This window comes from Xylanibacter ruminicola Ga6B6, assembly GCF_000687715.1.
Lineage (GTDB): Bacteria > Bacteroidota > Bacteroidia > Bacteroidales > Bacteroidaceae > Prevotella > Prevotella ruminicola_B.
Genome location: NZ_JHXD01000020.1, coordinates 43,049 through 69,679, shown reverse-complemented (window position 1 = coordinate 69,679; position 26,631 = coordinate 43,049). Strand labels below are relative to the sequence as shown.

The window sequence follows — 26,631 nt, the reverse complement described above, 5'->3', positions numbered from 1 at the left end:
CAGTAGAATCACCCGAAATTGAAAATAAAAAATCCCATAGTCATGTGCTGACTTACGAAGTAGAGAACAGCGATATCCAGGATGAATTCACAGTAAAATTCTAAAGATGAATATGAAAAGTGAAACCTTCCAAATAGCCTCCGACATCCAATGGGAAGATGCCGGTGATGGTGTTGTCCGTCAGATAATGGCATATGACGACAACCTGATGATGGTGAAAGTGAAATGCGAGCAGGGAGCCGTCGGCCCCATCCATCAACATCCACATACCCAAAGTACATACGTGGCCAGTGGATGTTTCGAAGTTTCTATCGGCGACGAAAAGAAGACTCTCAAAGCTGGCGATGGTTATTATGTAGCTCCCAACCTGCCACATGGCTGTGTCTGTTTGGAAGCAGGCATTCTTATCGACACCTTCACACCGATGCGAAAGGATTTCTTCAAATAGAAATCCCTTCGAAATCGGCTATGATCAATAAGCAGGAGTGAATACAATTCACCCCTGCCTTTTTTTTCGCACTTTCGTACGCTCGTCCCGCCCACAATCCCCTGCGGTCCTTCAATCATCATCCGATGCTTGGCTTGTATGTATGTTCGGGCATGCCACTCGCTCCTGGTTGCCTGCAAAGAGCATAAGCGCTGCTGATGCGGTGAGCGGCATGGCCTCAAAGAAGTAAGTATCGTCAAGTCCAGCAAGCAAGTTCCTGTACCAGCCAATACACACTCCTTTGTCCTGAAGGAGCGGCTATGCTGCTCGCCGCGCAGCACCCACGCACATTTTGTCAGCCTTCCACGAGTGGCAAAGCTCCGCCCATCCACACAAGCGATGTACAAAGTCCATCAAGTCCCTTGCCTATAAAGCCTGCGGCTCTTTTCTCGTATGCTGAAGCATCATTTCCTATGGCTAAAGCCACGCGCCGAAAGAGGCAGCGCATAAAGCCCTGCCACATTCGGCTCTGGAGTCGAGCAGGAGAGAACAGCCAACAGAAAAGTCAGGGGCACGTTAAGGCTCTGGTGAGCCAACACTCTGCCTCTGATTTTCTTTATGTCTGTTCACCCCTGCCAAGTACCGCACATCCGTGCGCCAGGGCGGACACACATCGGCTATGATTTCAATCAAAGATTGAGGTCAAGCCGAAGCGTGTCTGATTCGCCCATTCCACAAGTACGCCACGCAACCCTTTGCCAAGTCAAAGGGATTTCGTGTCGCACCTGTGGCTCAGTACCGCACATTCGCCGTTTTAGCCGAATTTCAAGGGCTTTTGAGCCTATGCGCAACTTCGGGGGCTTTCTTAACAATATCCGACTTCAAACCCCATTTTCTTAACATCTGTTTACATATTCCGCTTCTTCTGAGCGTTGGGAGCGGGAGGCGAGGGCAGGGCGCGTGGGGGGTGTCTATCCCGACGGGTTAAGGGCTCAGCCCTTAACAATCCCGTAAGTCATTGATTATCAGCAACCGAAAGGGTTATTAACTTAACTATTTTCGGTTTTAACAAAATAATGGGGGATAATCAATGGTAAGTGCCCGATGGCGGCCCCATACCTTCACCCAGTCAAGTCTCAGGCATGGGCATCAGACACGTCTTTTCATACACACACGCACGAAACTAAATTTGCACTTGTAAATCCACATTTAAACTTGTAAATCATGTCATCAATCAACACAAATGCAACTGTCACCCTGACTGTCAACGGCAAACAGGCGCAGGATATGCTAGACAACCTAAAAAAGAAATCGCAAGACCTCGAACACGCCATTGAAAATGCAGCCAAAGCGGGTAACAAAGTAGAACTCAAACGACTTCAGAAAGAACTGAAGCAAACCAACCGCCAGATAGCTCAGATAGAGAGTGCAACTGCCGGTGTGGAGAAGGTTCTGAAGAACCTCGACAGGGCAACACCCAAGGAACTGAACAAGACGCTAACCACCCTGAAGAAGCAGCTCAACGGCATCGAACGTGGTACCGAAGAATGGCACCGACAAGCGGAAGCCATCAAGCGGGTGAAAGCGGAACTCGCCAAGGTCAACACGGAGCTGACCGTTGGCGAGGGTTTCTGGGACCGCTTCAACCGCAAGATGAACGACTGGCAGACGACACTCATGGGTATGATAGCGGCCGTAACGGGTATCGTGATGGCAGGACGCTCTGCTGTCAAGGCCTATGCGGACATCGACGCAGAAATGGCGAATGTCCGCAAGTTCACAGGCATGGCCAAGGAACAGGTCGAGGACCTGAACGAGGAATTCAAGAAGATGGACACACGCTCCAGCCGTGAACAGCTGAACATCCTTGCAGAGGAAGCTGGTAAACTGGGCAAGCAGTCAAAAGAGGATATCATGGGATTCGTGAAAGCGGCTGACCAGATTAACGTCGCACTCGACGAACTCGGCGACGGGGCCACGCTCACACTCTCCAAACTGACCAACATCTTCGGCGATGAAGAGCGATTAGGCACAGAAAAAGCGCTGCTGTCTGTTGGTTCTGTCATCAACGAACTCTCACAGAACTGCACCGCATCAGCTCCATACCTGGCCAACTTCGCCAAGCGTATGGCAGGCGTAGGTGCCCAGGCAGAAATGACCATCCCACAGATTATGGGTCTGGCCGCCGTGCTCGACTCTCAGGGACAGGCCGTTGAGATGTCGGCCACAGCTGTATCGAAGCTGATCATGGACATGTTCAAGCAGCAGGATAAGATTATTAAGGCTACGGGCATGAATGCTGAGAAGTTCAAGCAGACGCTGGCCAAAGGAACAAACGAGGGCCTGCTGATGCTCCTCGATACGCTCGATAAGTTAGGTAACATCGACGTTCTGGCACCCATCTTCAAGGACATGGGTGAAAATGGTGCCCGTGTTGCTCAAGTCATATCTGCGTTGGCCGGTAATTTGGATATGATTCGTTGGGAACAGTCGGAAGCAGCGAAGGCTTTCAAGGAAGCAACATCGGTCACCAAGGAATACAACGTGCAGAACACTACGGTACAGGCCGGACTGGACAAGGCACGCAAGCGTGTCAAGGAAATGGCCATCGAGCTGGGTGAAAAGCTACAGCCCGTCATGCGTCACGTTCTGAGCAGCACAACACTCATACTGAAAGTCCTCTCTACGCTAGTAGATTTTATCCTGAAATACAAAGGCACACTCATCACACTGACTGCTGCTGTGGTGGGCTACTATACAGCCGTCAAACTACAACATCTTTGGTCACTCAGATACATTGCCGTCGCCAAGCTGAAGGCTGCAGCAATAGCCATCGAAAACACGGCATTGGCAGCCTCTATCCTCAAACACAAGGTGCTAAGAGGGGAAATCACAGCCGCTACAGCAGCACAAACTTTCTTTAACAAGGTGCTGAAGATGAACCCCATGGGTGTGGCCATCACAGCTATGACACTCCTGATTGGGCTGTACGTGAAGTTTGCCAAATCAAGCAGCACCGCCGCTGCAGCTCAGAAGCGCCTGAAGGATATCAATGAGGAAGCCGACCGCAACACACGCGAGGAAATCAACCGCATTGAGCAGCTAAAGCGTACGATAGAAAACGAGTCTCTATCTGTCAACAAGCGCCGAAAGGCCATCGAGGAGCTGCAACAGATCATACCTGACTACCACGCGAGCATCAGCGAGGAAGGCCAGCTATATGGGCATAACATCAAAATCCTGAAAAACTACACTGAACAGCTGAAGAATTCAGCGAAAATCAAAGCCGCTTTAGATAAACTGCCCGACGCTGAGCATCAGCGCGACGTGCATTTCAACGATGCACCACATAACATCCAGGACGCCTATTTCAACGAAAAGCAGGGCCAGTCGGAATCGGAGGCCATCCGCAGCGCCAATGTAAGTCCAACTGCCTACAGGGCATGGAAGCTGCAACAGTCCCGTCTGGACAAGACGGTGACGCAGTACAACAACATCATCGAATCCCTCACAACGGACAATCAGCGCCTGGCAGACGAAGCGGAGAAGTTAGCAAAGGCCGAAGACCCAAAGAAGACCCCAACACCACCTCCCACTGACGACAGTAAAAAACAGGAGCGCTTCAAGGAGGAAAAGGACTGGAAAGCCAAGGAAGAAGCCCTCAATCGAATCAGTTATGCCACCGGTCAGCAGAACTACGAACAGTACCAGAAGCGCATTCTGGAAATCGAAATCGAATACCAGACGAAGATCCTACAACACAGCGACCTCACGGAAATAGAAAAGCTGGAGGCTCAGGCAGCATATGCAGAGGCTGAAAAAAAGCAATCGGAACAGCATACGAAAATCACTGTGGAACAGGAGACGCAGCTCTACAACGAAGCAATGTCTATCCAGAAGCAACGCTATATTGATGGGCAGATAGACCAGGAGATCTATCAGCAGTCGTTGGAACTCTTAGAGTTGAACCACCTCAAACGCATGACGGCGATCTACGAAGAGGGCACGACTGAATACACGCAGGCGCAGACCCGATATCAGGACAAACTGATTGCCGACCAGAAGCGACGCCAACAGGAGACGGAAGCCGCCGAGAAGAAGCATCAGGACCAACTGAAGAAAATCAAGGAGGAATATTTCGGGGAGAACCGCTCTGAACGGACGAATAAATATCTGACTGACTTGGAAGCACTCAAAATAGTCTATGACTTGGAGATACAAGCTGCCGACAACAACGCCCAAGAGAAACTGCGTATCGAAGAGGACTACCAGAAAGCGAAAAAGGCCCTGCGAAAGAAGTACGGCATCGACGAGCTCGACGATAACAAGTCATTCCTCGAAGAATGGACCAGCGCCATTCAGGAGTGGCTGCAATCAGATATGGGGAAGGCGGTCACAGGCTCCCTGGATGTCATCAGCTCAGGCATGAGCAGCATCTTCCAACAGATGTCTTCGCTCATTCAGGCCGAAGCCGATATCCAAATCTCTGCCATCGAAAAGCGCTACCAGACCGAAATCTCCAACGCAGAAGGTAACAATTATATCGTGAAGAAGCTTGAGAAGCAGAAGGAGCAGGAGGTGGCCAAAGTCAAGACTGAGGCTAACAAAAAGATGTTCAAGATGCAGGTGATGCAGGCCATCGCACAGACAGCTACTTCTGCTATCAACGCCTATAGTTCTGCCGCTGCAGTTCCATTGATTGGTTACATCCTGGCCCCAATCGCAGCAGCTTCAGCTGTAGCTGCAGGCATGCTACAGGTAGCTGCTATCAAGAAGCAGCAGGAAGCATCGGCAGCTCAAGGTTATGCCAAAGGTGGTTTTACTGGCGAAGGTGGTAAATTTGAGGTGGCCGGCATCGTACATAAAGGGGAGTGGGTGGCCAGTCAGGAGTTACTGCAGTCGCCCGTAGCCCGCCCGATGATTGAGGCTTTGGACTATGCCCAGCGAACGAACACCATCGGTTCATTACGCTCGGAAGACGTTTCACGAAGTATCGTGGCTCCGAGCGTGTACGCACAGTCCGCACCATCATCGCCGACAGTTATCCTACAGCCCACCCAGCAGCAGTCAGAAAAGTCTGACAAGCTGATGAAGGAGTATGCCGATATCATGCGCCAGCTGAAGGATCGTCTCAACGAACCTTTTGTGACAGTCAACACCGTCACTGGCGACACCGGCATCAAACAGGCCCAGGACGAATACGACCAGCTCATCCGTAACAAATCACCCAAAAGTCGCAGGAAATAAAGCATAAGCACTTCAATATGGAAATCATTATCAGCGGCAAGATTGCCTATCTCAAAAAGAATACATCGTTTGAATATATCGCAGAGAACCCCTTGTTTACGGGCTCTGACAGCTACACACTTACCATCACTTTCCCGTTGAAAGGATGCCCGCAGAACATTGATATCTTTGGGCACCTTTACCGTCAGGATGTTTTGAAGAACAAGGTTGTATTTGACTGTGAAATCCGTGACAAACAGTTTTATAAAGCTGGCTGCATCACCATCACACAGATATCAGAGGTGGAAGTGAAGACACAGTTCCTGGAGGGCCGAAGCGAACAGAACTTCAACGATACTTTTGATAATATCTACTTGAACCAGCTCGATCTCGGCACCCCATCTGACCGGAGTGCCGAGAATTACGACATTTCCACTGCATGGGAAGCAAGCTATCCATTGGTTGATTATGTTGCTCTGCCATGGGTGAACAACACATCAGGCAATCTTCAGAACGCTGTAGTTAAAGCATCGAACGGAAGTTTTCAATGGGATAGCAAGCTCGCTAATCTCTCATTCCAGCCGTATCTGCTGTACATCCTGAAGAAGATATGCAGCGCCATAAAGTATTCTGGTAGTTTCAACGTCATCAACAACAGTTATTGGAAATACCTTATTATTTGTAACACACTCCCTGCAGCATGGTCGTTAGCAAACTTCGCTGATGCCATGCCACACTGGTCGCTCACTGAATTCTTCGAGCAATTGGAGTTGCTGATGGGTGGTGAGTTCACCATCAACCACAAGAACCGGACTATCAGGTTTGACTTCTCGCACAAGATTGCTCATAACATCAAATCGATGAAAATTGACCGTATCGTCAGCAAGTACTCTGTGGACGTGGCTCAGGAGGACAAATCGGACTACATTGCCTCGAAAAACATTGCTTATGCTGACAACGATAATCGCCTTTGGCCGTATCGCAGCTGCCAGTGGTACATCGCTAAGAACAAAGACAGCGCCTTGAAATATAGCACGCTTACAGCATTACTCAACTATGCCAAAACACTTAAGGAAAGCGGTATTTACATCACAGATGGAGGTTCACATAAGCGTTATTCACGAGGCTATCCGGCTGGTTCGGATGGTAACAAACTCTTCTACGCCCGCGACGTGGACACCTATTTTATTATGTACTGCTACAAGTCAGAGCTTTACGAAACAACACATATCGGTGGCCAGGATTATCATTGGTATAAGTACTACAACCGATTGATGCCTGTTAACCAGTTTGGTAAGTTATTCGTCAGTAAGGATGCTGAAGACGTTGAATTGCAAATGGTTCCTGCCTGGATTGATGAAACAGAGGAAACTTTAGGCCCGTGCTTATTCCTGGAGTGTGGCGACCTGGGTAATGCAACGACATGGAATGAGGATACCTCTGGAAGTGGTTCCGTTGATAACGGCGATGGTAGCCGGATGGGAGGGCAGCGAACACGAGGTATTACAGGAAGTCGCGACGATGATAGGCAAGGCGATACAGAAACAGAATATGGCGACGGCGCTTTAGCGCAGAGTATGGCCGGAAAGACCATAGAAAAAGGGGATCTGGAAAAGGCAGAGGCTTATTTCGACAAACTTTATGTGGCTTTCTGGGACGGTAATATCCGCAACACAGGAAAGTTGCCGCGCCCCATAGTAGATAAGGTAGAGATAGACGATGACTTTACTGCAGTAAAGCCCCCGTACTCACTGCGACTGGAGCCCAAGAAAGGTCTCGACGCGCAGAATATCCCATATCAATATACCTACAATATCGACAACAGGAAGAAGTACACCTTTTCTTTCCTTTCTGACGATATTCCCAATCCGCGTGCCATCTTCTACATTGAAGGCAGCCGCTATATCTGTGAGAAAATAACAGCGACTTTCCATGAATCAACAGGAAAGTCGCAGTTACTCAAAGGTACATTCTATCGAATTATCTGATAGCTGATACTATTTGTTCGGTATGCTGGAACATTGGTTTCTTAAGAATCTTAGCATATACCTGAGTCGTCTTGATATCTTTGTGGCCTAGTGCTCTAGCCACTTTTTCTATTGGGAAATCGTAGGTCAGCAATAAGGTAGCGAAAGAGTGTCGGGCTACGTGGCAGGTTATGGGCTTGTTGATATCCAGCTTCTCCTGAATCACGTGCAGATAGTCATTGAGCTTCTGGTTCGTGATAATTGGAAGCTTATAGTTGTATTTATCAAGTACGGCCTGGGCAGGAGGTAGGATAGGGGTGAAGAACTTAGAGCCGGTCTTCACTCGTGCTCCATCGATGTAGAACAGTCTTCCTTTTTTCTCTGTCATTGTCATGAAGTCGAAGCTGCACATGTCCACATAAGACAGTCCAGTATATGCCATAAATATAAATAGGTCGCGCACGCGCGCGAGCTTATCTGACAATTTTGCCTTACGCATCTTCAGCAGCTCTTCCTCGTTGAGTGGTCTGCGCTCCTTGTGCTTACCACGTTTAAGCTGTACATGATCGTAAGGGTTATTGGGAATCATCTGGTCACGCCAAAGAACACGGGTGTATTTCTTTAATCTCTTGTGATAGCCCCAGATGGTTGACAGCGTCTTGTTGTTTTGGGCATGTAGATAGTCATCATACTTGATGATGTTCGCTGGTGTAAGGTCAGCGAAAGTCTGAAGCATATGAGATTTGTTCAGGCTTTCTACCACCACTTTGACGTGTTTGCTTGTTCCCTCACTTAGCCCTTCTTTCTGCAGGTATTCCTCGATGAATTGAGGAAAGCTTCTACGCTGGTCATGTCCCATGTACATGTACTTGTTGTCTGGAGTCTCGATATCCTTTAACTCTGACCCGTAAACATGTCTGTTGAAAGTCTCGATGGTCAAATCCTCACCAAGTACTGTCATAGCATTAATAATCTGTTCGTAGTGCTTGATTCTAGCTACTACGTTCTTGTTCTGGGCTGCAGCTTCCCATTCTTCAGAAGTTGCAGTTCCTACTGTTTCGTATTTACGTTCACCTGCCTGAAGGTAAATACACAGCTCGATTTTTCCATACCCAGTTTTTGCTACTGAGCCTTTGCGGTCAAATACCACTTTTACTCTTTTCTTCATAAATTTTAGGTTTTTACGCAGAGAAAGTGGACATTATAAGGAAATCTGTGGTAGATAAGCTCGTCATTCATCAGAATACACAGCCTCCAAATCACTATAAATTGAGTTGTTGGTAGCAAAATTCTGGAGTGTGGTAGCAAAAATGGTAGCAAAAAGGAGGTTTTCTAAACCATTCTATCCAGTTCCACATCAGTCCAAATGTGTCCAAATCAACTGCTTTGTTCAACATTAATTTAAAATACTGAGAACTGGATAAAATCTAGTGTAAAAGAGCGCTTTTTGCTTGTTTTTATAAGAAAATAGACAGGTTATTAAAACCTGTCCACTTTTCTCTTCTGTGATTCGGTTGGGACTCGAACCCAAGACCTACTGCTTAGAAGGCAGTTGCTCTATCCAGCTGAGCTACCGAACCAGCCTTGTTTTGATGACTCCCTTTCAAGAAATCGGCTGCAAAGGTAGTTATTTTTTTCGAACCTACCAAACTTTTCCTTGAAATCTTTGCAAAGTTTATACCAAACTACTTCTTAGCCGGCTTCCAGTTACCGTAGATGATGCGACCATAAGGCGAATTCTTAGAAACCTGCACACCTACATAGCTTGAGAAACCACCCACATAAAAGTCCTGATAGTTGTAGTAAACACTGTCGATCTCAACACTCTTACAACTGTCCTTACCTTCCTCGAGGCTCTTGGCACGCTCCTCGAACGAACGATAAACAGAGTCGGGGATACCCTTGTAGAAGAACACAATCAGTGTATCGCGGAACTGTCCGCCTTCGAGATATTCTCCAGGTTTATGCTCCTTGATGCGGAACTCCGGGAACTTCAGTCCCGTATCTCTGCTTACTTTGGCGGCCGTATCGTAGATACCTCTACGATTCTCTGGGTTGGCCATATGATTTCGCGCTCCCTGAGCGCCTGCTATTGACGTGAGAGTGATGGCTAATAGAATGATAAAAATGCAGACTGCAATGACTGCGTAACCCCATAATAGAAATTTCTTCTTCATGACCCAAAATAGGTTATTAGTTGATAAAATATGCTGCAAAAATACTAAAAAATCTGTAGTTTGCAAACATTTTAAGCATTTTTTTATACCTTTGCAGCCGCTTATATATATAATAAGGTATAAACTGGATGAAGAGATTGTTAATTATGGCCATAAGCTGCGTAATAATGAGTGCCCCTATGAGCGCTCAGCGTAAGCAGATTGGCGAAGCACGAACCATACTGAAGAGTGGGAAGAATTTAGAGCAGGCAGAGAAACTGATGACCGACTTGCTGAAAGATTCTGCCAACCAGCAGAACGTACGTATATACGACATCTGGTTGCAGTCTGTCGAGAAGCAGTATCTGGCCATTAACGAGAAGATGTATATCAAACAGAAGGTTGATACAGCCGCCTTCTTTAATCTGGCTAAGCGTATGTTTACCATAGCCGAGAAATTGGATTCTATCGATGCCAAGCCTGATAAGAAAGGTAACTCGCACCCCGAATATCGCAAGGATAACGCTGCCAAGATGAACAGTTATCGCCCCAATATCTACTACGGTGGCGCCCACCATCTGAAGAAGGGTGATTTCAAGAATGCACTTGAATTCTTCGAGATGTACCTCGATTGCGACCGTCAGCCATTGTTTACTGGCTACGATTATATGTACAAGGATCCCAAGATGGGCGAAGTAGCTTACTGGGCAACCTATTGCGGCTATCGCTTGAACGATCCTGTACTCACATTGCGCCACGCAGCAACAGCCCAGCGCGATGAGCAGAAGCTGGAGTACACCTTGCAGTATATGGCCGATGCATGGGATAAACTCGACGACGACTCGATGCACATCTCAACCCTGTGGCAGGGCTTCTGGAAGTATCCCAAATCCACCTATTTCTTCCCCCGACTGATGGATGTATACAACAGTCGCGGCAACTATCAGATGGCAGATAGTGTGGTAAACGAGGCGTTGGCTATCGATTCGCTCAACGAGCTGTATCTTTTTGCCAAGAGCACCGTGATGCTGAACATGAAGAAGTACAGCGACTGTCTGAAGTTCAGCGAGCAGTTGATTGAGGTAAACCCAGAGCAGCCCGACATTTATTACACGGCTGGTCTGGCCTGCTTGAACATTGCCCAGCGCATGGATCCAAGAAAGAACAAGAAGCAGATCCTGAAGATGTACGAAAAGGCACGCCCCTATATGGAAAAATATCGCGAAATGGCTCCTAACGAGCTCGATAAGTGGGCGCCTGCTTTATATCGCATTTACTTCAACCTGAATATGGGTAAACAGTTTGATGAAATCGATAAACTGCTGAAGAAGTAAGATAAGAAGAATTAATTAGTTAATGAATTATAAAACGAGAGATGATTTAGGTCGTTTCTCGTTTTATTTTTGTAATTTCGCAAAATAGAATTTATTTATAATCTAAAGAAATAAAACAGAAAGATTATGGCAGACAACGCTCAACTGATTGCTCAGTGCGAGGCACGGGCTAAGGAATGGCTTTCTCCAGCCTTTGATGAGGAGACACGTAAGGAAGTACAGGCAATGCTCGACAATGCTGACAAGACAGCGCTGATCGATGCTTTCTATCAGAATCTTGAGTTTGGTACAGGTGGCCTTCGTGGTATTATGGGTGCTGGTACCAACCGCATGAACAAGTACATTGTAGGTATGGCTACACAGGGTTTTGCCAACTATATCCTGAAGGCATTCCCAGGCAAGCAGAGCTCGGTTGTTGTAGGTCACGATTGCCGCAACAACGGTCGTATGTTTGCTGAGACTGTAGCAGACATTTTCTCGGCTAACGGCATTAAGGTTTATCTGTTCGAGAGCCTTCGCCCAACACCTGAGATTTCGTTCGCCATCCGTCAGCTGGGCTGTCAGGCTGGCGTAAACGTAACCGCATCGCACAACCCTCGTGAGTATAATGGCTACAAGGCATACTGGGACGATGGTGCTCAGGTGCTGGCTCCACACGATAAGGGTATCATCGACGAGGTTAACAAGGTAAAGATCGAGGACGTTAAGTTCAATGGTAACAAGGAGCTCATCGACATCATCGGTGGTGAGATGGACTGGGATTACCTGCAGGCTGTTAAGGAGGCTATGGTTGATCAGGATGTCATCCTGCGCCAGAAGGACCTGAATATCGTTTACAGCCCCATGCACGGAACTGGTCGCGTCATTATTCCTGAGGCTCTGCGTTCATGGGGCTTCCAGAATATCCACGTGGTTCCCGAGCAGATGGTTATCGATGGTAACTTCCCCACTGTAGTTAGTCCTAACCCCGAGAATGCCGAGGCTATGACCCTGGGTATGAAGCTGGGTACACGCCTGAATGCCGACCTGGTGATTGCTTCTGACCCAGATGCCGACCGTTTGGCTATCGTTTGTCGCAACGCTAAGGGCGAGTGGGAAATCCTGAATGGTAACCAGACCTGTATGATGTTCTCATGGTACATCATCGCCAACAAGAAGAAGCTCGGCCAGCTCAAGGGCAACGAGTTCCTGGTAAAGACCATCGTTACTACCGAGGTGATTGCCGAGATTGCCAAGAAGAACGGCGTAGAGTATCGCGACTGCTATACAGGCTTCAAGTGGATTGCCAACGAGATTCGCATCTCTGAGGGCGTTAAGAAGTACATCGGTGGTGGTGAGGAGAGCTTCGGATTCCTGCCATTCGATAAGGTTCGCGATAAGGATTCTCCAGCATCTATCTGCTTGATTTGTGAGATTGCTGCATGGGCTCGCGATAACGGTATGACTCTGTACGACCTGCTGATGAACATCTACAAGGAGTACGGATTCTCTAAGGAGGTAACCATCAATGTGGTTCGTCCTGGTAAGACCGGTGCCGACGAGATTAAGCAGATGATGGCCGACTTCCGTGCTAATCCTCCAAAGGAGCTGGGCGGTAGCAAGGTTTGCTTGTGGAAGGACTATCAGACTCTGGAGGCTAAGAAGGCCGACGGTAGTGTTGAGAAGTTGAATATGCCTGACACCAGCAACGTTCTGCAGTGGTTCTGCGAGGATGGTACAAAGGTATCAGTTCGTCCTTCAGGTACCGAGCCAAAGATTAAGTTCTACACCGAGGTGAAGGATGCCAGCTTTAAGGATGCTGCCGATTACGAGCGCTGCACCAAGGCTGCCGAGGAGAAGATCGAGGCCCTGAAGAAGAGCTTGAATCTCTAAAGCATATACATAAAAAAAGAAGCCCTCGTCACATCGGCGAGGGCTATTTTTATACCTTTTAGTAGAATATCATTGAAAGCAGATAAGCTACTATCGTAGAGGTGAATACGCTAATCAAACCAGGCATCATAAACGAGTGGTTCAGCAGGTATTTACCAATCACCGTAGTTCCCGAACGGTCGAAGTTAACGGTAGCGATATCCGATGGGTAGTTAGGGATAAAGAAGTAACCGTAAACGGCTGGCAGCACACCCAGCAATACGGGACCAGGAATACCAAGCTTATAGGCCAACGGCAGCATGGCTACAACCACCGCACCCTGCGAGTTGATGAGCACCGAAACCAGGAAGAATACGATAGCAATACTCCATGGATATTCCTTGACAATGTCGGCCAGCATCGACTGCATCTCGCTCATGTAGTTCGAGAAGTATGTGTCGGCCAACCAGGCGATACCATAGATGGCAACTACTGCTACCATACCTGATTGCCAAACCGGACCAGCCACAGCCTTCTTGGGTTGAGCCTTACAGAAGATGATCATTAGCGCAGCAGCCGAAATCATGACAATCTGAATCACCAGGTTCATCTTCAGATCCACCATACCTTTCTCGGTAAATCCTTCGGCCACAACACCTGCTTTAGCCAACGACGAAGCCGAGATGGTAACGCCGCTTGCCAGCGTCAGGTCGCCAGCACCCTTAACCGCCTTAACGGTGGGGTAAGAAGGCAGCAGGTCGGGTAGGGCAGCAAACACTACGATAACAGCCAGCGCACCCAGGAAGATAAATACGGCATTCTTAGCCGACTGTGGAATCTGTCTGTCGAGCGTGGTAGCGTTCGAACCGTAGATATACTCGCGCTGAATAGGATCGGCAATCTTCTTCTGGAACTCAGGATCCTTGTCCAGGTCCAGTCCGCGATGGTATGAAGCGGCGGCAGCAGCCATCAGTCCGCAAAGACAAGCAGGAATGCTGATCATGAGTACACGAGGAATGGTGATGTCGAAGTGGTTGGCATTAGAAATGGTGACGAAGGCCACCACAGCCGCAGCAATAGGCGAACACGTGATACCAACCTGCGAGGCAATAGAGGCAACACCACACGGGCGCTCCGGACGGATACCTTTCTTAAGCGCGATGTCGCAGATGATAGGCATCAGCGTGTAAACCACGTGACCTGTTCCTACCAGCACCGTCAGGAAGAATGTGCATAGCGGTGCAAAAAACGTGATGTGGTCAGGATGCTTGCGCAGCAGCTTTTCGGCTATCTGTATCAGCCAGTCCATACCGCCCGAAGCCTGCATGATTCCTGCACACGTTACAGCAGCAATGATGATGTAAATAACATCTGTTGGTGGCGTTCCTGGTTTAAGTCCGAAGCCAAACACCAGAATAGCCAATCCAATTCCCGAAATAGCTCCCAAGGCCAGACTGCCATAACGGGAACCAACCCACAGTGCACCAAGAACGATACAGAGCTGCAGAACCATTGTAAATGTAATCATACGTTAAAATTCGATTGTTTTAAGTTGTTATTATTAGAATTATGACGGCAAATATAGGCAAATTATTTGGATATACGAAATTTTTGCGCATTTTTTCGCGGATAAATCTTAAAATTATTTATTTCTTTGGTCAGGTCAGATAATTTCACTACCTTTGCACGCTAAATAATAAAGGTTAAAAAATAGAAGCTAAAAAAGTAGGATATGGCAAAGAAGTTTGCAGAACATAACGGCTTGAATCTGACCCAGGTTAACAATGATATCCTGGAGATGTGGCGCGAGAAGAACGTATTCTGGCGTTCGGTTAACGAACGTGAGGGATGTCCACAGTTTGTATTCTTCGAGGGTCCTCCCTCGGCTAACGGTCATCCTGGTATTCACCACGTGCTGGCTCGTACCATTAAGGATACCTTCAACCGTTATAAGACCATGAAGGGTTATCAGGTAAAGCGTAAGGCTGGTTGGGATACTCACGGACTGCCTGTAGAGTTGGGCGTTGAGAAAGAGTTGGGCATTACCAAGGCTGATATCGACAACAAAGCATCAGAGAAGTACATCTCAACCGAGGATTATAACAAGAAGTGCCGCGAGAACGTGATGATGTTCACACAGGAGTGGCGCGACCTCACCGAGAAGATGGGTTATTTTGTTGATCTGGATAATCCTTACATTACCTACGACAACAAGTATATCGAGACACTGTGGTGGCTCCTGCAGCAGTTCTACAACAAGGGCCTGCTTTACAAGGGTTACACCATCCAGCCATATTCGCCAGGTGCCGGTACTGGTCTGAGCTCACACGAGCTGAACCAGCCTGGTTGCTATCGCGATGTAAAGGACACTACCGTAACAGCACTGTTCAAGGCCCTCGATCCTAAGGAAGAGTGGACCAAGTGGGGCGAGGCTTACTTCGTAGCCTGGACAACCACTCCTTGGACATTGCCTTCGAACACCGCACTCTGCGTAGGTCCGAAGATTGATTACGTAGCAGTACAGACCTACAACGCCTACAACGGCGAGAAGATGACCATCATTCTGGCCGAGAGCCGACTGAATGCTTATCTCTCACCCGAGGGTAACATCACCGATGGCGACGAGATGCCTGAGTACAACAAGGGCGAGAAGTTTGTACCTTACCGCATCGTAGGCCGTTATACCGGTCAGGAGCTGGTAGGTATGAAGTACCAGCAGTTGATGCCTTGGGTAAAACCATCGGCTAAGCTCGATCAGAATGCTGCAGACTATGTAAAGGAGTATGCCGCAGCACATCCTGAGAAGGTATTCGCCAGCGAGAATGGCAAGGATCAGTTTGTTGAGATGGAGAGCGAGGCCTTCCGCGTTATCCCTGGTGATTACGTAACCACCGAGGATGGTGCAGGTATCGTACATATTGCGCCTACCTTCGGTGCTGATGACGCCAAGGTAGCTAAGGATGCTCACATCCCAAGCCTGTTCCTTATTAATAAGAAAGGTGAAACACGTCCAATGGTCGACCTCCAGGGTAAATACTATGTAATGGACGAACTGGATAATAACTTTGTTGAGAAGTGTGTAGATGTAAAGGCTTACGGTCACCACGCTGGCGACTACGTAAAGAACGCCTATGCACCCGAGTTCAACAAGGATGGTAAGTACGACGAGCAGGCAGCCGCTAAGGCCGAGGACCTGAACATCGTTATCTGTATGGAGATGAAGCAGGAGGGCACCGCACTCAAGATCGAGAAGCACGTGCACAACTATCCTCACTGCTGGCGTACCGATAAGCCCGTACTCTATTATCCATTGGATTCTTGGTTCATCCGCTCAACTGCCAAGAAGGATCGTATGTTCGAACTGAACAAGACTATCAACTGGCAGCCCGAGAGCACAGGTACAGGCCGCTTTGGTAACTGGTTGGAGAACCTGAACGACTGGAACCTCTCTCGTTCACGTTTCTGGGGTACACCACTGCCTATCTGGCGCGACGAGGATGGCAAGGAAATCTGCATCGGTTCGGTTGAGGAGCTCTACAACGAGATCGAGAAGGCTGTTAAGGCCGGCTTCATGACTAGCAACCCATTGAAGGACAATGGCTTTGTTCCTGGCGACATGAGCAAGGAGAACTACGATAAGATCGACCTGCACCGTCCATACGTTGATAACATCATTCTGGTATCAGAGAGCGGTAAGCCCATGAAGCGCGAGACCGACCTGATCGACGTATGGTTCGATTCTGGCTCTATGCCATACGCACAGATCCACTATCCATTCGAGAATAAGGATTTGATTGATAAGGGTATCGCCTTCCCCTGCGACTTCATCAACGAGGGTGTCGACCAGACTCGTGGTTGGTTCTTCACCCTGCACGCTATTGCTACCATGATCTTCGACTCAGTAGCCTTCAAGAATGTAATTTCTTCAGGTCTGGTGCTCGATGCCAAGGGTAACAAGATGTCGAAGCACGTTGGTAATGTAGTAAACCCATTCGATATGATTGGCAAGTACGGTAGCGATGCTGTACGCCTGTATATGATGACCAACTCTGAGCCTTGGGACAACCTGAAGTTCGACCCAGAGGGCGTAGACGAGGTTCGTCGTAAGTTCTTCGGAACACTCTATAACACCTATAGTTTCTTCGCACTCTATGCTAATGTGGATGGTTTCGACCCCGCAACAGCACAGGTAGCATTCGATAAGCGTCCTGAGATCGACCGCTGGATCCTCTCTTGCCTGAACACCCTTATCAAGGGCGTAGAGGCCGAGTTGGAAGGCTACGATCCTACACGTGCCGGCCGTCTGATCGACGCGTTTGTTAACGACGACCTGAGTAACTGGTTCGTACGTTTGAACCGCAAACGTTTCTGGGGTAAGGAGATGAGCGAGGATAAGCTCTCGGCTTATCAGACTCTCTACACCTGCTTGATGACCGTTGCCAAGCTGCTGGCTCCATTCGCACCATTCTATGCCGACCAGCTGTATAAGGACCTGGGTGGTGAGCTCGACTCAGTACACCTGGATAAGTTCCCAGTTGCCGACGAGGCACAGATTGATAAGGATCTCGAGGCTCGCATGCAGATGGCACAGAAGATTACATCGATGGTTCTGGCCCTGCGCCGCAAGGTTAACATCAAGGTGCGCCAGCCACTGCAGGCCATCATGATTCCTGCTGTGGACGAGACTCAGAAGAAGCACATCGAAGCCGTTAAGGACCTGATTATGAACGAGGTTAACGTGAAGGAACTGCGTTTCGTTGAGGGTGCTGGCGTGCTGGTTAAGAAGGTAAAGTGTAACTTCCGTACCATGGGTAAGAAGTTCGGTAAGCTCATGAAGAGTGTAGCTGCCGCAATGGATGCCCTGAGTCAGGAGCAGATTGCCGAACTCGAGAAGAATGGTAAGCTAGTACTAGATACTCTAGATAATCTAGAGGTTCTAGTTGAGGACGTTGAGATTATCAGCGAGGATATTCCAGGCTGGTTGGTAGCTAACGAGGGTAATCTTACTGTAGCACTCGAGGTAGAACTCACCGAGGAGTTGAAGAACGAGGGTATGGCCCGCGAGCTCATCAACCGCATCCAGAACATCCGTAAGGAGAGCGGCTTTGAGATTACCGACCGTATCAGCGTGGTACTGACTCCAAATGCTGAGGTTGAGAAGGCTGTAAGCAGCTTTGCCGACTACATCAAGACTCAGGTTCTGGCCGATGATGTTACTCTACAACCTAATGACGGTCAGGAGGTTGAGTTCGATGACTTCAAGTTGAACATAACAGTTACAAAGAATTAAAAATAATCAATAACTAAACAATTAAGTATTATGGCAGAGAAGACTCGCTATACTGACGAAGAGCTCGAAGAGTTCCGTCAGATTATCAATGAGAAGATGGCTTTGGCCAAGCGTGATTACGAACAGATGATGCGCGTACTGACCAACGAGGACAGCAACGACGTCGACGATACATCACCCACCTACAAGGCATTGGAGGAGGGTAGTGCTACCCAGTCGAAAGAGGAGTTGATCTCGATGGCCGCCCGCCAGCAGAAGTTCATTCAGGGCCTGAAGGCTGCATTGGTTCGCATCGAGAACAAAACCTATGGTATCGACCGTATTACCGGTAAGCTGATACCAAAGGAGCGTCTGCGTGCCGTTCCTCATGCAACACTGAGTGTAGAGTCTAAGCTGAACCAGAAAAAGTGACGCACGGACCTCTAATGACAAAAGGAAGATTGGCGACATTAATCATAGTCGCCATTCTCCTTATTGACCAGGCTATCAAGATCTGGGTGAAAACGTCGATGACGCTGCACGAGAGTATCCGCGTTACCGATTGGTTTTACATCACGTTTATCGAGAACATGGGCATGGCCTTTGGCATGCAGTTAGGCAGCAAGATTGTGCTGTCGTTGTTCCGTGTGGTTGCCATCGGTGTGCTGGGTTATTACATCTGGCAGCAGGTAAAACGTAATGCCCGCACAGGCTATATCGTGTGCCTCTCGTTGGTGCTGGCCGGTGCTGCAGGCAATCTCATCGATTGCATGTTCTACGGCATGATGTTCAACGAGTCGTCGCCCTACTATCTGTCATACTTAGTTGATTTTGGTACGGGTTATGCACCTTTCCTCATGGGTAAGGTGGTAGATATGTTCTACTTCCCGTTGATTGAAACCGAATGGCCCACATGGATGCCTTTTGTGGGCGGCGAGCACTTTGTGTTCTTTAGTCCGGTATTTAATTTTGCCGATGCCAGCATCAGTGTCAGCGTTGTGCTGCTGTTGCTGTTCTATCGTGAAGAAATAAGTAAGATTACACTTAAGAAAGAAACGAATAACGTTGAAGAGTAAGGCTTTACATATTGTTTTGGTGGCCGCAGCTGCATGCATGATTAGCTGTAAGCCATCGGTGCCATCGGAGTATATCCAGCCCGACGATATGGAGGATTTGATTTACGATTATCACGTAGCGCAAGGCATAGCCGCGCAGCAGGAGGGTAATCAGGATTACAACCGCCGTTTGACTTTCGAGTTAGTGCTCAAGAAGCACGGACTCACACAAGCCGAATTCGATTCGTCGCTGGTGTATTATTATACCCGAGCCGACCGATTCCAAGAGATTTACAAGCATGTACAGGACCGCTTGAATAACGAGGCCGAGAAATACGGTGCCGCTGTTGGCGATGTGCAGATTACCACTGCCTCGCTCAGTGGCGATACGGCCGATGTTTGGAAAGGCGATCGTGCACTCTTGCTGTTCAACGACCGTCCGTATCATCTTTATCAGTTTACTCAGAAAGCCGACACCTCGTATCGTGCAGGCGACAGCTTTATGCTGAGTATGAATACCACATGGCTTATGCAGCAAGGCAATCGTCAGGCCTCGGTGTATATGGCCGTTACCTATGCCAACGATAGTACTGTCAAGCAGTATTCTACCGTTTCGTCGACGGGCATCACAAACCTGCGCATACCTTATTGCAAGGAGCGCGTAAAGGAGATCAAGGGCTTTGTGATGTGTGGCATGCGCCCGTCGACCGACCCCACCTACAATCTGTGTCTGCTGTTTGTGAACAACATACAGCTGTTCCGCTTCCATAACAAGCTTACCGATCAGCCCGTTGCGCCACAAAAGCCCGACAGCATCTCTGAACTGCAGCCCGATACGGCTCAGTACGATTCGCTGCGCCGTCCAGGCCGCCATGTAGCCGGACGCCCGTTAACCATTGGCGATATCCAGAAGATGCGCAAGAAAGAAACCAAAAAGTAAAACCAAATATCTAAGTAATAATTATGAATCTGAAATTCCGTTTGTCATTGATGAACTTCCTGGAGTTCGCAGTTTGGGGAGCTTATCTTACATGTATGGGTAATTACCTCGGAGTGGCCGGACTGGGCGACAAGATTTCCTGGTTCTATGCTATTCAGGGTATCGTCAGTATCTTTATGCCCACTTTGATGGGTATTGTAGCCGATAAGTATATTCAGCCACAGCGCTTGCTGGGCTTGTGCCACTTGGCAGCAGGCGGCTTTATGCTGGGTTGCTGGTGGTTAGGCCTCCAGGCAGGCTTCGGCAATGAGTTGGCCGATAAGTCGCTGTTCATCACCCTTTACACCCTGAGTGTGGCATTCTTCATGCCCACCATCGCGCTATCGAATACAGCCGCATTCACCATTCTGAAGAATAACGGACTCGATACCGTCAAGGATTTCCCACCTATCCGTGTGCTGGGCACCGTAGGTTTCATCGTCACCATGTGGTTTGTTAACTGCGCCGTATGGCAGGATGGCAGCTTCAGCATGACGCTGGCCGACAGCGCCTATAAGTTCCAGTACACCTACATGCAGTTCTTTGTATCAGGCATTCTCAGCATTGTGCTCTGCTTCTATTGCTTCACATTGCCCGAGTGTAAGGTGGTGGTGAAGGAGAAGGTTTCGCTCATCGAGAGCCTTGGCCTCAATGCCTTCAAGCTGTTCAAGAACCGCAACATGGCCCTGTTCTTCATTTTCTCAGCCCTGCTGGGTATGTGTCTGCAGGTAACCAATGGCTATGCCGGACCGTTCATTACCAGCTTTAAGGGTAGTGCCGATGCAGCAGTAGCCAGCTCGTTTGCCGCTAACAATGCCACCCTGCTTACCAGTATCTCACAGATTAGCGAGGCCTTGTGTATCCTCATGATCCCATTCTTCCTGAAGCGTTATGGCATCAAGGTTGTAATGCTCATGTCGATGTTCGCCTGGGTGTTCCGTTTCGGATTCTTCGGTGTTGGTAACCCCGCTATGCCAGGTGTTATCATGTTCATTCTCTCTTGCATCGTTTACGGTGTGGCCTTCGACTTCTTCAACGTGTCGGGTGGTATCTTCGTCGATCAGGAGTGCGAACCCAGCATCAAGGCTTCGGCTCAGGGCTTGTTCATGATGATGACCAATGGTGTTGGCGCTACCGTAGGTACGCTGGCAGCCGGCGAGATAGTAAACCATTACTGTTATTGGGAGAATGGATTCCTGCAGGGCGAGTGGGCCACATGCTGGTTTATCTTTGCCGCCTTTGCACTCGCAGTAGGTGTATCGTTCGCCCTTGTTTTCCATCCGGAAAAGAAATAACACAGATTACTCTAAATAGAATATGAAGGAAGCAAGATATTTTTTTGTGCCTGATGCCGAGAACCAGACCGAGCTGCCTACCGACGAGGCCATGCACGCCATGCGTGTGCTGCGCCTGAAGAGTGGCGACGAGCTGTTTCTGATGGATGGAGTAGGTAACTACTTCCGTGCGCAGGTAACCGTTGCAGCTACCCATCACTGCTATTACGAAATCTTGGAGAAGCTGCCTCAGGAGCCCCAGTGGAAGGGCCATCTGCACTTAGGTATTGCGCCCACCAAGATGATGGACCGCATGGAGTGGATGATGGAGAAGGCTACCGAGGTTGGTATCGACGAGGTAACGTTCCTTAACTGTAAGTTCTCTGAGCGCCGACTGGTAAAGCTGGTGCGACTCGATAAGATTGTAACTGCTGCCGTTAAGCAGAGTCACAAAGCCTGGAAGCCCCAGGTAAACGAGATGGTACACTTCAACCATTTCCTCGAGCAGCCCATTCAGGGGCGTAAGTACATCGCCCACTGCTACGAGGAGGTACCCCGTGTAGAGCTGTTCGACGAGCTGCGCAAGCCATCCGACAGCCAGGATGTAACCGTGCTGGTAGGTCCCGAGGGCGATTTCTCGATCGACGAGGTGAAAGCAGCTGTAGCTGCCGGTTGGGTATCAGTAAGCTTAGGTTCAGCACGCTTGCGCACCGAAACGGCCGGTTTAGCCGCCGTGATGATGATGCAGCTGGCACAGAAATAATAAAATAACAATTACATAAAACGATAAACCAAATAAACTATAAGATATGACTGACGAGAAGATTATGGCTACCATCAAGCCCGATGGCGAATACTGGCAGCCCGAACTCGAGACTATGCCAAGAGAGCAGCTCCAGCAGTTGCAAGTTAAGAAACTAAAGGACACGATCAACGTTTGTCTGAAATCGCCTTTCTACAAGAAACGATTAGGCGATGCTGGTATCACGGCCGACTCAATCAACAGTCTGGACGATTTGCGTAAGATTCCTTTCACCACCAAGCAGGACCTGCGCGATAACTACCCCTACGGACTCGTTGGCGGCAATCTCGACGATGCCGTACGTATCCACTCTACCAGTGGTACAACCGGTAATCCATGCGTGGTTGTTTACTCCGAGCACGACATCTGTTCGTGGGCTAATATGATTGCCCGCAACCTGTATATGGTTGGATGCCGCAAGAGCGACGTGTTCCAGAACTCATCGGGTTACGGTATGTTTACCGGCGGACTTGGTTTCCAGTACGGAGCCGAGTGGTTAGGCGCCATGACAGTGCCCGCTGGAGCCGGTAACTCTAAGCGTCAGATCAAGTTCGTAAAGGACTTTGGTACCACCTGTCTGCACGCCATCCCATCTTACGCCATCCGTTTGGCCGAGGTGTTCAAGGAAGAGGGTGTCGACCCCTCAACCACCAAGCTGCGCACCCTTTGCATTGGAGCCGAGCCCCACACCGAGGAGCAGCGCCGCCGCATCGAGCGTATGCTGGGCGTAAAGGCCTACAACTCGTTTGGTATGACCGAGATGAACGGTCCAGGTGTAGCCTTCGAGTGTAAGTATCAGGACGGTATGCACCTGTGGGAGGACAACTATATCGTTGAGATTGTTGATCCCGACACACTCGAACCAGTGCCCGACGGCGAGATGGGCGAGATGGTGCTCACCACACTCGACCGCACCATGATGCCAATCCTGCGTTACCGTACGCGCGACCTCACCCGCATCATCGCCGAACCCTGTAAGTGCGGACGTACCCACCGTCGTATCGACCGTATCAAGGGCCGTACCGACGATATGTTCATCATCAAGGGTGTGAACGTATTCCCCATGCAGGTCGAGAAGATTCTCGTGCAGTATCCTGGTTTGGGTAGCAACTACCTCATCACCCTCGAGACCATCGACGACAACGATGTGATGACCGTTGAGGTAGAGCTCGACAGCCTGGAGACCGAGATCTATCCCGAGATGCAGAAGATGATGAAGGACATCCAGCGTGCACTCAAGGATGAGATTCTGCTCACCCCAGTAGTAAAACTTGTAAAGAAGGGCTCGTTGCCACAAAGCGAGGGCAAGGCCGTTCGTGTAATAGATAAAAGACCCAGTCGCGGATGAAGAAATTCATGATGGCCCTTTTGTTGGCCACAACACTTAATCAGGCATCAGCTCAGAGCGTCACCATACGTGATGTGTTCAGGCAGATGCCTGACTCATTGATGCCTTATCTCTCCAAGAATAATCGTTTGGATTTTATCGACTTTTTGGATTCAGGGATGAAGGCCGAAGTAAAGAATCAGTTAGGCGGCACCAGCGAGATGATTGCGCTGGCCGACGATAGTCTCACTATCCGTATGAACCCGTCGTTAAAAACTGATATGTTGCTGATGGACAGCACTGTAGTGCTCATCGAGACCTTTACGGTTGATTCTATTTACGGGCAGAGTAGGGTACACTACTTTACCACCGCCTGGCAGCCCGTTGCAGCACCTCAGCTTACCGAGGCACAACGCCAAAGAATAAATCGTTTTGAAATGCAAAATATCCTGAAGCGGGATGACGAATTGCTAAACAAACGTTAAATTAAGGCAGTTTATAGCTTCTGAATCATCACTTTCAGAAGAAATGAATTACCTTTGCACATGTGTTTTTCATGGTATTAGATTATTAAGGTTAATTAGAAATGGATTTATCGTGAGGTAAGTGATATTTCGGCCTCCATAAAGTAATGCTTGAGTAATTTTTTAGAGCATTAGTTTATGGTTAAAAAAAGAGGAACCTGAGAAGGTTCCTCTTTTACTTTATATAATTGTCAATTTTCAATTATCAATTGCCAATTAGTACGAGCGAGCGATAATCACGCGAGCCTTAGCAGGCTTGCCGGTTACCATATCCACACCAGGAGTCTGCTCTACGCCGAAAGGCACGCAGCGGATAGTGGCCTGAGTCTCCTCCTTGATCTTAGCCTCTGTCTCGGCAGTACCGTCCCAGTGGCACAGGAAGAATCCACCGTCCTTCACCTTCTCCTTGAACTCCTCGTAGTTCTCGCACTCGTAGATGCGGGCATCACGATAAGCCTTAGCCTTCTCGAAGATATTCTTCTGAATATCCTCCAGCAGCTGCTCAACGTACTCGGTGATACCGTCGATCGAGCGAGTCTCCTTCTCCAGAGTATCGCGGCGCATTACCTCGATAGTACCGTTCTCCAGGTCGCGAGCACCCAGAACCAGACGTACGGGAACACCCTTCAGCTCGTAATCAGCAAACTTAAAGCCAGGACGCTTGTTGTCGGCATCGTCAAACTTCACGGTGATACCCTTAGCACGCAGAGCCTCGATGATAGGTGTCACCTCCTTGTTAACCTGCTCCATCTGCTCGGGCTTGGTAGCGATAGGAATAATAACTACCTGGATAGGAGCCAGACGTGGAGGCAATACCAGTCCGTTATCGTCGCTGTGAGTCATGATGAGCGCACCAATCAGTCGGGTAGAAACACCCCACGATGTAGCCCATACATACTCAGGCTTGTTCTCCTTATTAAGATAGGTTACCTCGAAAGCCTTGGCAAAGTTCTGACCCAGGAAGTGGCTGGTACCGCTCTGCAGTGCCTTACCGTCCTGCATCATAGCCTCGATGGTGTAAGTATCCAGAGCACCGGCAAAACGCTCGGTCTCACTCTTCACACCCTGTACCACAGGCACAGCCATCCACTCCTCAGCAAACTTGGCATATACCTTCAGCATCTTCTGTGCTTCCTCCTCAGCCTCCTCGCGGGTAGCGTGGGCTGTGTGACCCTCCTGCCAGAGGAACTCGCTGGTGCGCAGGAACGGACGTGTACGCATCTCCCAACGCATCACATTACACCACTGGTTGCACATCAGGGGCAGATCGCGCCATGAGTGAATCCAGTTCTTATATGTATTCCAGATAATAGTCTCCGAAGTAGGACGTACAATCAGTTCCTCCTCGAGCTTAGCTGTTGGGTCAACCTCAACACCGCTCTTATCCTCCTTAGCGCGCAGGCGGTAGTGTGTAACCACAGCACACTCCTTAGCAAAACCCTCAACGTGCTCGGCCTCCTTCGAGAGGAACGACTTTGGGATGAGCAGTGGGAAGTATGCGTTCTGAGCACCGGTTTCCTTAAACATCTTGTCGAGCTGCTGCTGCATCTTCTCCCAGATGGCATAACCGTAAGGTTTGATAACCATACAGCCACGTACAGCGCTCTGCTCTGCCAAATCAGCCTTAACTACCAGGTCGTTAAACCACTGACTGTAGTTGTCGGCTCTTTTCGTTAATTCTTTTAATTCTTTTGCCATATTTTTCTTCTATGATTTCTATTTTGCCTGCAAAGGTACTGAAAATCGAGCGAAATACAAAATAAAATAGGTTTTATTTTTATATTTTATCCCATACTATCGTTGTTACATTCATCGTAAACATATAGCGATAGGTGGCCGATCGGGCCCCGAACGATGCCGCATCCATACCGTTGGCCACCGGGTCGTAAGGTCGTCCGCAGTCCTTGATGGTCATCTGGAAACCGTCGTCCAACTCAATAAGCGAGATGTCCAGATATTTTAGCTCACTGCTTCTGCGCTCCACAGCATTGTCGAAGAGTGCATGGATGGTATCGTACATCTTCAAAGCATGTAAACACCCTACGGGCCAGGGCGATATCAATGCTGCCTTGCAGTCCGAAACACCACAGGAACAGCTGCGGCACTGCCACCTTTAGTGCCAGCGCGTTGCCCAGCAGCCAACACAGCAGCGCCACGTTCACATATCATCGTTAGCGCACTTACTGCGTTTACGATAGGCAGCGACACACTCACCAGCGTCAGCCGGTACGTCTTGTCTATCAGATAACTGTTACGAAATTTGCTTATATTCATGTTATTGTCTTAGATTTGTTAGAATGTTTTAGATTATCTTGTGGCAAAGATAAAAATAATTGTTGATATCTACAAGAAAATAGAACTCTTTTCTTTAATTCAATTGCAAAGTAACTAAAGAAATATTGCAGCCTAAGTACTTTGCAATTGAAAACCAGTTAGATTT

The 26,631-nt window shown here is 48.7% G+C and carries 19 protein-coding genes and 1 tRNA gene; 13 read left to right on the top strand and 7 right to left on the bottom strand.

From position 1 onward, the window contains the following. Positions 1–106: 106 nt before the first annotated feature. From T500_RS0111730 to T500_RS0111720, 3 genes are all read left to right on the top strand, one after another. A complete protein-coding gene (locus tag T500_RS0111730) occupies positions 107–448 on the top strand; it encodes a cupin domain-containing protein (RefSeq protein WP_028908269.1) in 342 nt (113 codons plus the stop codon). 1,203 nt (positions 449–1,651) lie between these two features. Next, on the top strand, positions 1,652–5,674 hold the full coding sequence (locus T500_RS0111725) for a phage tail tape measure protein (protein WP_028908268.1): 4,023 nt from the start codon (positions 1,652–1,654) through the stop codon (positions 5,672–5,674). 17 nt (positions 5,675–5,691) lie between these two features. Further along, entirely contained in the window at positions 5,692–7,641 is a 1,950-nt protein-coding gene (locus T500_RS0111720) for a hypothetical protein (protein WP_028908267.1), read from the top strand. On the opposite strand, the gene T500_RS0111715 is transcribed toward T500_RS0111720, so the two are convergent. The 3 genes from T500_RS0111715 to T500_RS0111705 all read right to left on the bottom strand — a co-directional run bounded on the left by T500_RS0111715 (position 7,634) and on the right by T500_RS0111705 (position 9,797). Next, entirely contained in the window at positions 7,634–8,788 is a 1,155-nt protein-coding gene (locus T500_RS0111715) for a site-specific integrase (RefSeq protein ID WP_028908266.1), read from the bottom strand. The genes T500_RS0111720 and T500_RS0111715 overlap by 8 nt on opposite strands. Positions 8,789–9,126: 338 nt before the next feature. Next, a tRNA-Arg gene (locus T500_RS0111710) sits at positions 9,127–9,200 on the bottom strand. A 105-nt stretch (positions 9,201–9,305) separates the two neighbouring features. Continuing rightward, entirely contained in the window at positions 9,306–9,797 is a 492-nt protein-coding gene (locus T500_RS0111705) for a hypothetical protein (RefSeq protein ID WP_155267529.1), read from the bottom strand. Positions 9,798–9,925: 128 nt separating this feature from the next. On the opposite strand from T500_RS0111705, the gene T500_RS0111700 reads away from it, so the two are divergent. Beyond that, entirely contained in the window at positions 9,926–11,110 is a 1,185-nt protein-coding gene (locus tag T500_RS0111700) for a tetratricopeptide repeat protein (RefSeq protein WP_028908264.1), read from the top strand. Positions 11,111–11,236: 126 nt separating this feature from the next. Continuing rightward, a complete protein-coding gene (locus tag T500_RS0111695) occupies positions 11,237–12,982 on the top strand; it encodes a phospho-sugar mutase (RefSeq protein ID WP_028908263.1) in 1,746 nt (581 codons plus the stop codon). Positions 12,983–13,040: 58 nt separating this feature from the next. On the opposite strand, the gene T500_RS0111690 is transcribed toward T500_RS0111695, so the two are convergent. Further along, positions 13,041–14,489, bottom strand: a complete 1,449-nt coding sequence (locus T500_RS0111690; protein WP_036909021.1) for an anaerobic C4-dicarboxylate transporter — start codon at positions 14,487–14,489, stop codon at positions 13,041–13,043. A 204-nt stretch (positions 14,490–14,693) separates the two neighbouring features. Here T500_RS0111690 and ileS point away from each other — a divergent pair, with 204 nt between their 5' ends. From ileS to T500_RS15920, 8 genes are all read left to right on the top strand, one after another. Beyond that, the gene (ileS, locus tag T500_RS0111685; protein WP_028908261.1) at positions 14,694–18,251 is read left to right on the top strand and encodes an isoleucine--tRNA ligase; all 3,558 of its coding nucleotides are present in this window, start codon (positions 14,694–14,696) and stop codon (positions 18,249–18,251) included. 30 nt (positions 18,252–18,281) lie between these two features. Next, positions 18,282–18,662 carry a TraR/DksA family transcriptional regulator gene (locus tag T500_RS0111680; protein ID WP_013065585.1) on the top strand — a complete coding sequence of 127 codons (381 nt, stop codon included), beginning with the start codon at positions 18,282–18,284 and terminating at the stop codon, positions 18,660–18,662. Between the two features lie 14 nt (positions 18,663–18,676). Continuing rightward, positions 18,677–19,306: a lipoprotein signal peptidase gene (locus T500_RS0111675; RefSeq protein ID WP_036909019.1), complete on the top strand. Its 630-nt coding sequence runs from the start codon at positions 18,677–18,679 to the stop codon at positions 19,304–19,306. Positions 19,307–19,343: 37 nt separating this feature from the next. Further along, positions 19,344–20,225 (top strand): DUF4296 domain-containing protein, encoded by an 882-nt coding sequence (locus T500_RS0111670; protein ID WP_028908259.1) that lies wholly within the window; start codon positions 19,344–19,346, stop codon positions 20,223–20,225. Between the two features lie 23 nt (positions 20,226–20,248). Then, complete coding sequence (locus tag T500_RS0111665; protein ID WP_028908258.1) at positions 20,249–21,559, top strand: MFS transporter; 1,311 nt, start codon at positions 20,249–20,251, stop codon at positions 21,557–21,559. A 22-nt stretch (positions 21,560–21,581) separates the two neighbouring features. Further along, positions 21,582–22,301, top strand: coding sequence for a 16S rRNA (uracil(1498)-N(3))-methyltransferase (locus tag T500_RS0111660; RefSeq protein WP_028908257.1), 720 nt, complete (start codon positions 21,582–21,584; stop codon positions 22,299–22,301). Positions 22,302–22,365: 64 nt separating this feature from the next. Further along, complete coding sequence (locus T500_RS0111655; protein WP_028908256.1) at positions 22,366–23,688, top strand: phenylacetate--CoA ligase family protein; 1,323 nt, start codon at positions 22,366–22,368, stop codon at positions 23,686–23,688. Next, positions 23,685–24,152 carry a DUF3256 family protein gene (locus T500_RS15920; protein WP_051612048.1) on the top strand — a complete coding sequence of 156 codons (468 nt, stop codon included), beginning with the start codon at positions 23,685–23,687 and terminating at the stop codon, positions 24,150–24,152. Before T500_RS0111655 ends, T500_RS15920 begins: the two co-directional genes overlap by 4 nt. 255 nt (positions 24,153–24,407) lie before the next feature. On the opposite strand, the gene proS is transcribed toward T500_RS15920, so the two are convergent. The 3 genes from proS to T500_RS16995 form a co-directional block, all read right to left on the bottom strand. Continuing rightward, positions 24,408–25,889, bottom strand: a complete 1,482-nt coding sequence (gene proS, locus T500_RS0111645) for a proline--tRNA ligase (RefSeq protein ID WP_013064667.1) — start codon at positions 25,887–25,889, stop codon at positions 24,408–24,410. 79 nt (positions 25,890–25,968) lie between these two features. Then, the gene (locus T500_RS0111640; RefSeq protein ID WP_155267528.1) at positions 25,969–26,217 is read right to left on the bottom strand and encodes a hypothetical protein; all 249 of its coding nucleotides are present in this window, start codon (positions 26,215–26,217) and stop codon (positions 25,969–25,971) included. 32 nt (positions 26,218–26,249) lie between these two features. Next, positions 26,250–26,465 carry a hypothetical protein gene (locus T500_RS16995; RefSeq protein WP_155267527.1) on the bottom strand — a complete coding sequence of 72 codons (216 nt, stop codon included), beginning with the start codon at positions 26,463–26,465 and terminating at the stop codon, positions 26,250–26,252. Positions 26,466–26,631: the final 166 nt, after the last annotated feature.